General features: G+C 42.1%; 6 protein-coding genes. 5 read left to right on the top strand and 1 reads right to left on the bottom strand.

Annotated features, from left to right (window positions below; translation table 11 throughout):
- Positions 1 to 124: 124 nt before the first annotated feature.
- The 5 genes from makD to makE are packed head-to-tail and all read left to right on the top strand — an operon-like array spanning position 125 to position 4235.
- Positions 125 to 505 carry an alpha-pore-forming tripartite toxin MakABE regulator MakD gene (gene makD, locus AACQ21_RS04120; protein WP_105976825.1) on the top strand — a complete coding sequence of 127 codons (381 nt, stop codon included), beginning with the start codon at positions 125 to 127 and terminating at the stop codon, positions 503 to 505.
- A 24-nt stretch (positions 506 to 529) separates the two neighbouring features.
- Entirely contained in the window at positions 530 to 925 is a 396-nt protein-coding gene (gene makC, locus AACQ21_RS04115) for an alpha-pore-forming tripartite toxin MakABE regulator MakC (RefSeq protein ID WP_013868236.1), read from the top strand.
- An 11-nt stretch (positions 926 to 936) separates the two neighbouring features.
- Positions 937 to 2001: an alpha-pore-forming cytotoxin subunit MakB gene (gene makB / locus AACQ21_RS04110; protein ID WP_105976824.1), complete on the top strand. Its 1065-nt coding sequence runs from the start codon at positions 937 to 939 to the stop codon at positions 1999 to 2001.
- Positions 2002 to 2013: 12 nt separating this feature from the next.
- Entirely contained in the window at positions 2014 to 3123 is a 1110-nt protein-coding gene (gene makA / locus AACQ21_RS04105) for a cytotoxin MakA (protein ID WP_105976823.1), read from the top strand.
- Positions 3124 to 3173: 50 nt separating this feature from the next.
- Positions 3174 to 4235 carry an alpha-pore-forming cytotoxin subunit MakE gene (gene makE / locus AACQ21_RS04100; RefSeq protein ID WP_105976822.1) on the top strand — a complete coding sequence of 354 codons (1062 nt, stop codon included), beginning with the start codon at positions 3174 to 3176 and terminating at the stop codon, positions 4233 to 4235.
- 35 nt (positions 4236 to 4270) lie between these two features.
- On the opposite strand, the gene AACQ21_RS04095 is transcribed toward makE, so the two are convergent.
- The gene (locus AACQ21_RS04095) at positions 4271 to 5506 is read right to left on the bottom strand and encodes an aromatic amino acid transport family protein (RefSeq protein WP_206211622.1); all 1236 of its coding nucleotides are present in this window, start codon (positions 5504 to 5506) and stop codon (positions 4271 to 4273) included.
- Between the last annotated feature and the right edge of the window lie 35 nt (positions 5507 to 5541).

Below are 5541 nucleotides of genomic sequence, written 5' to 3'. Positions count from 1 at the left end.
AACATGTAAATATCAACACTAATATCAATAATATTTAATAGATATAGCCCAAAAACCATTTGAAATGGTTAAATCAGTACAGTGATATTCTGTGGATCCATAAATAAACGTCAGTAGGTATTGAATGAAAAAAATAGAAATACTTATCGTGGTTGATTGTGCCGGAGCATTAGCAACCACGAGCTTAATGGATAACGTTTACTTAATTGATAGTAACCAATGGCTTGGTTCTTGGGATGAAGGAACGTGCCAACTCCACACGGTATCTCAAGATGGTCAGTTTATTTGCTGGCGTAGCTGCGCCATTTCACCAGATGACGGAGTCAATATAACGGGATTCTCTGGTGATATGATTGATCAAAAAGCTTGCTTACCAAGCCCTGTTAATGACGCGTGGGAAGGCAGAGTTCAGACTCGCGGGGATACTGGGCGTTATCTATATACCATTTCTCTTTCAATAAACGGAATAACAATGAATTTTTCACCTTATCTCGAAGTTCAATAACTCCATCTAAATAAGGAACATTGTATGAAAAAAGTAGAAATACTCATGGTCGTAGATGCAGCAGCAGCGCTGGCAAGTCGAGATCTGCAAAGTAACATTTATCTCATTGATACAAATAAATATATGGGCTCGGGTAATGAAGGCCAAGCTGAGTTAAAAACAGCCTGTAAAGACGGCCAATTATTATGCTGGCGAGTTGTCGCTATTTCACCAGACAATGAAGTTGATATTGTCGAGTTTAATGGGCAAATGATAAATGACAGAGTTTGTATACCCACTAAACAAGGACTAAGCGGTGATGAATTCTGGGAAGGCCGAGTTGAAGCGCAAGGACAAGCCAGCACACAACAATACAATGCGACCTTGTCTATTGATGGTGCAAGATTAACGTTTGATCCTTTCCTCGTTATTTCACTGTAGAGGGCGAACTCATGTTAAGCCCAAATGTTGATACCGCATTAAATATGCTGACCGACGTATATACTGATTTTTTAGGTATTAGTAACTACGATGCAACGTGCAACTCTCTCTTTATTGGCCATGTAGCAAAAGATCCAAACTGGCTCGTAGAAGTTCGAAGCAGGACTGAGATCTTAAGAGCGGTAATGAATGAGTTTATGCAGCAAAAGCCTAAAATTTTTGCGCAAATTATTACATCGTTTATTAATTATCAGACCACGTTCGATGCCTGCGCACAAAACAGTAAGGCGATAACAAGTACGAAGCAATGGATTGAATGCTTACAATTATTGCAAAAAGCGTTAAAGCAAAATATCACGTTAACAAATGAAGCTCAGCAAGTTTTCACGAAATCTTACAGCCAAGCGAAAAATGCAGAGGAGCTGCTCGCATCCAGCATTCAAGATGGCTGGAATGAACTTGCGAGCGAAGAACAAGCAATGGTACGCATTGCAACAGAGATAGGCTCTCTATCGCAATCCATTGCCAGTTTAGGAGCCAATGTCACAGCGGCCCAATTAAGAGCAGGAAAAGCTTACATACAAAGTATGGTCACTATTTCCTACGGTGTCGTAATGGGAGCAACGACGTCTGTACCATTCCTTTCCTTTGCTGGTGCGCTATTCACGGTTGGTTACAGTGCATACAGCACAATATCGAGCGCGAAAGAGGTACAACAAGATTTAGACAAACTCACTCAATTACAAACACTAGCCAGTGAAGAAGCACAAGCGGCTGCCATTACTAAAGCCATTATTCAAACCCTCAGCAACATGAGCGAAGAATTCCTAAAGATTGATGATAACTTGCCAGCACTTTCATTGTTATGGCAAGACGAATTAGACAAGGTAAACGAACTGATCAACGCCTTACAAAGCGGTTCAGACCCTGCCCTATTGACTGATTTGCAAACCATCAAGATTGCTTCAGCCTCATGGAAAACCATTTCAGAATTTGTGCAACTCATTAGTTTACCGCCAAACATTGGAAAACCCGTTTTAGTCAACACACTAAATAACACCATTCAAGAACAGTAAAGGAGATACACAATGTCACAACAAGTTACTCAGTTGAACCCAACACAGCAAACCACTCAATCTGCATTTTTGGCAACCACAGTCATCACAGCGCAGTGCCATGCCATTTTAAACACACAATTTACGCCACCTACGGTAAAACCAGATTGGTTTGATGACCTGAGTAAAAAATTAGACTCAGCAAAATTGGTTGCTAAGCAATGGATTGACGATTTGGGACCACAAGTATCAGCATCGATTCCCTCCAGCGTAATTAATTTTGACACCACTTTCCAAGCATCAATCGATGCCATTCATGAGTTATATAAAGCAGATCCAACAGCAAGTGGCAAAGACAATACAACGGTTCAGCAAGCTTCACAGATTATGACCGCCCTATCTTCTCAAGTCAGCGGTATCGAAGCCACAGTCAAAGGGATGAATAAGGAACTCTCTGATTGGGGGGTGAAAATGCAAGCAGCACATGATGACTTAGTCAATGGTGCGACCAATATTCAAAAAACAATTATTGATTTACAAACAGATATTGAAAGCATGAATAACGCAATAGACAACAATCGTGCAGCCATTGAGAAACTGAATAAAGATCTAGTCTATGCACAAGTTGCGGTTGGTGTTGGCATCTTTATGCTCGTCGCAGGCGTTGCGCTTACCGTCGCAACCGCTGGCACCGCAGCTGTAGTCTCCGGCGGTATCGCAGCCGTCGGCGCGGCATCGATTATTGCTGGTGGCGTTACGTGGGGCGTATTACAAAATCAAATTGATGATGACTACGACAGCATCGCGCAAGAACAAAAGCAAAAAGCTGAAGATCAACAACAGATTATCGCTTTACAGGGGCTTTCCAATGCCAGTAGCGCCGTCGTTTCAGCGATTGAAACATCGACATCAGTATTATCTGATTTTGAAACGACGTGGACTGTCTTTGGTAACGAGTTAGATGATGTAGTAACCAAGCTTAATAATGGTGCATCCATGCAGAGCATTATTATGGAAAAAGTGATGTCTGACGCAGCGAAAAACGAATGGGATGATGCGGTTGAACTTGCTAAACAGCTAGCTAGCGCAAAAATAGCTATCGAAACGAAAGAGTTAGCACCTGCAGTAAAACAAGCAGCTTAAACATTACTAAAGGGGGTTACGCCCCCTTTTATTCTTTTTCGAGGACCATCATGAATCAATCAGCCAGCGAGCAACTTCAAACCGACATTCCTGCATCTATTAGCGCTATGGTGTTACTAAATTCTGCATGCCAAGGCGTTGTTGAAACTTATATTGATCAAGGCAATGCAGAACATTGGTATGCTCAGGTAGAACAAAATTTAAATGCGGTGCAAAAACTGGTACGGCAATGGCGTTTGAGTGGTAATTTATATTTTTCAAATGACATTATGGACAGTGTTCTTTCCATTGCGAGTACATTCAAAGATTCTAATGTTCAAATTTTAACCTTATTCAAAGCACTAGAAACCCGTTTTGACACCGCTCAACTAAAGCAGCTAACTTCATTAATCTTAACATTACAAAATCCGATTCAAAGTCTTACATCAAATATAAAACGTTATGATGAGGGATTGAATGCTTGGGCTCGCCAAGTGGAAGATGCTCATAACACATTGCAACGAACTATTGCACAGATCCAGCAAGAAGAAGTTTCCATCCAAGCAGAAATTATCGCCACTAACACCCAAATTGATCTAATGAAACAGCAGATAGCAGCATTTAAAACCGCCATTGCGAATGCTCAATCGCAGCGTAAGAAAGGGATATTTGAAACGATTTTTGGCGTGGTGCTTGCTCCGTTTACACTGGGAGGTTCTTTGATATTGGCAGGGTTTGGTGTTAGCTCTATTGTAGAAGCACAAAGTGAAATATCTAGCCTGCAAAGCGATATCCAATCATCTTTAAATACCATCAACCACGATCAACAAACGCTCTCTCAAGATCAACAACAAATCGCGTCTCTCAATGCCCTATTGCTAAGTGTCGATCAAGTTAACAACGATTGTGCGGCGATCAGCCGATCCTTAGATACACTACAAACCACGGTGCTCAGTTTATACAATGAAACCAACAACGTCGTTTCTAACCTTACCAAAGCACAAGATTCACAAGCGGTCATTCTGGAGCAAGTTTGGTACCAATCAGCTTACAATGAGTGGCAAGATATTCTGGAGGTAGCATCAACGCTCAATAATGCACAACCTCAAATAACAAAAGCTCAAATCAAGTAATTGATTTGGCTCCAGTGACGGAGCCAATGGCTGATTTAATTGAGCAAGTTATAAAGCAATGCCGATACCGCCAATAACCCTATTGCCATGACAAAGGGTGTACTCATCTGCTGTTGATACTTCGCCAGCGATGGCACTTTGAATACAGCAATCATCGGCATAATAAACAGAATCATAGCGATCACGGGGCCTGAAAACGCTTCCATCATTCCCAGAATGCTGGGGTTGAGTATCGCGACAATCCAAATCGTGACAAACAAAATCGCAATGGTGAGTCGCCCAGCAAAACGCAGTGACAGGCCAAAGTTTTTACACAGCAATCCAGTCAGGCTTTCTCGCGCACCAAGGAAATGCCCTAAAAAGGAAGAGGTAATGGCAATAAACGCCACTAAAGGGCCTAGTGTGGCGATAAAGGGATTATCTGTGACATTGGCAAGGTAAGTCAGCACTGAAATATTTTGCACTTTTGCTTCTTGCAATGCCTCTGGTGATAAAGCCAATACGCAAGAGAACACGAATAACAAGACAAACAGAATCAATACAAGACTGGTGTAACGCAGAATCTGCTCTGATTTTTTATCCGCTAGCGCGCCATAATGACGACGTTGAACATTGGCAAAACTTGAGATCGCCGCTGCGTGGCTAAAAGAAAACACCACGACAGGAATGGCTAACCACACTGTGTGTAAGAAATCACTCGTTTGCGGCAAGACTAATGACGGCACTGACCAATACGGGATCAAATAGAGCGAGAGAAATAATAAAATAGCCGCCAATGGATAAACCATAACAGCAAAAGCGCGCAACATGATCTTCTCGCCACCCAGCATAATGGCAATTAACGCAAAGACTAAGCCACCAGAAAGTAGCACCCGAGGGGGAGCGACCATCTGCGCTTGATTAACCAAAAAGCTATCAACCGTGTTAGTTAGACCTACACCGTAAATCAGTAAGATTGGGAAAATAGAGAGGAAATACAGCAAAGAGATCAAGCGACCAGCCCTTTGGCCAAAGTGTTCTTCAACAACGTCGGTAAAATCGGCATTAGGACGGCGCGATGAGAGAACAAAACGAGCAAGACCACGATGAGAGAGATAAGTCATCGGAAAAGCGAGTAAGACCATTAACACTAATGGCCAGAAACCACCTAACCCAATGTTGATTGGCAAAAATAGAATGCCAGCCCCAACGGCCGTACCAAATAAACTGAGTAGCCAATAGGTGTCGTGTTTAGTCCAATTGGAAATCTGAACATGACTAAAATGAGCCATTTCCTTAGTGTCTTTCACTGCTTTTTCACTTATAT

This window comes from Vibrio sp. V01_P9A10T6 (assembly GCF_963877065.1).
In the GTDB taxonomy this organism is placed as follows: Bacteria; Pseudomonadota; Gammaproteobacteria; order Enterobacterales; family Vibrionaceae; genus Vibrio; species Vibrio anguillarum.
This window is presented reverse-complemented; position numbering and strand designations above follow the sequence as displayed.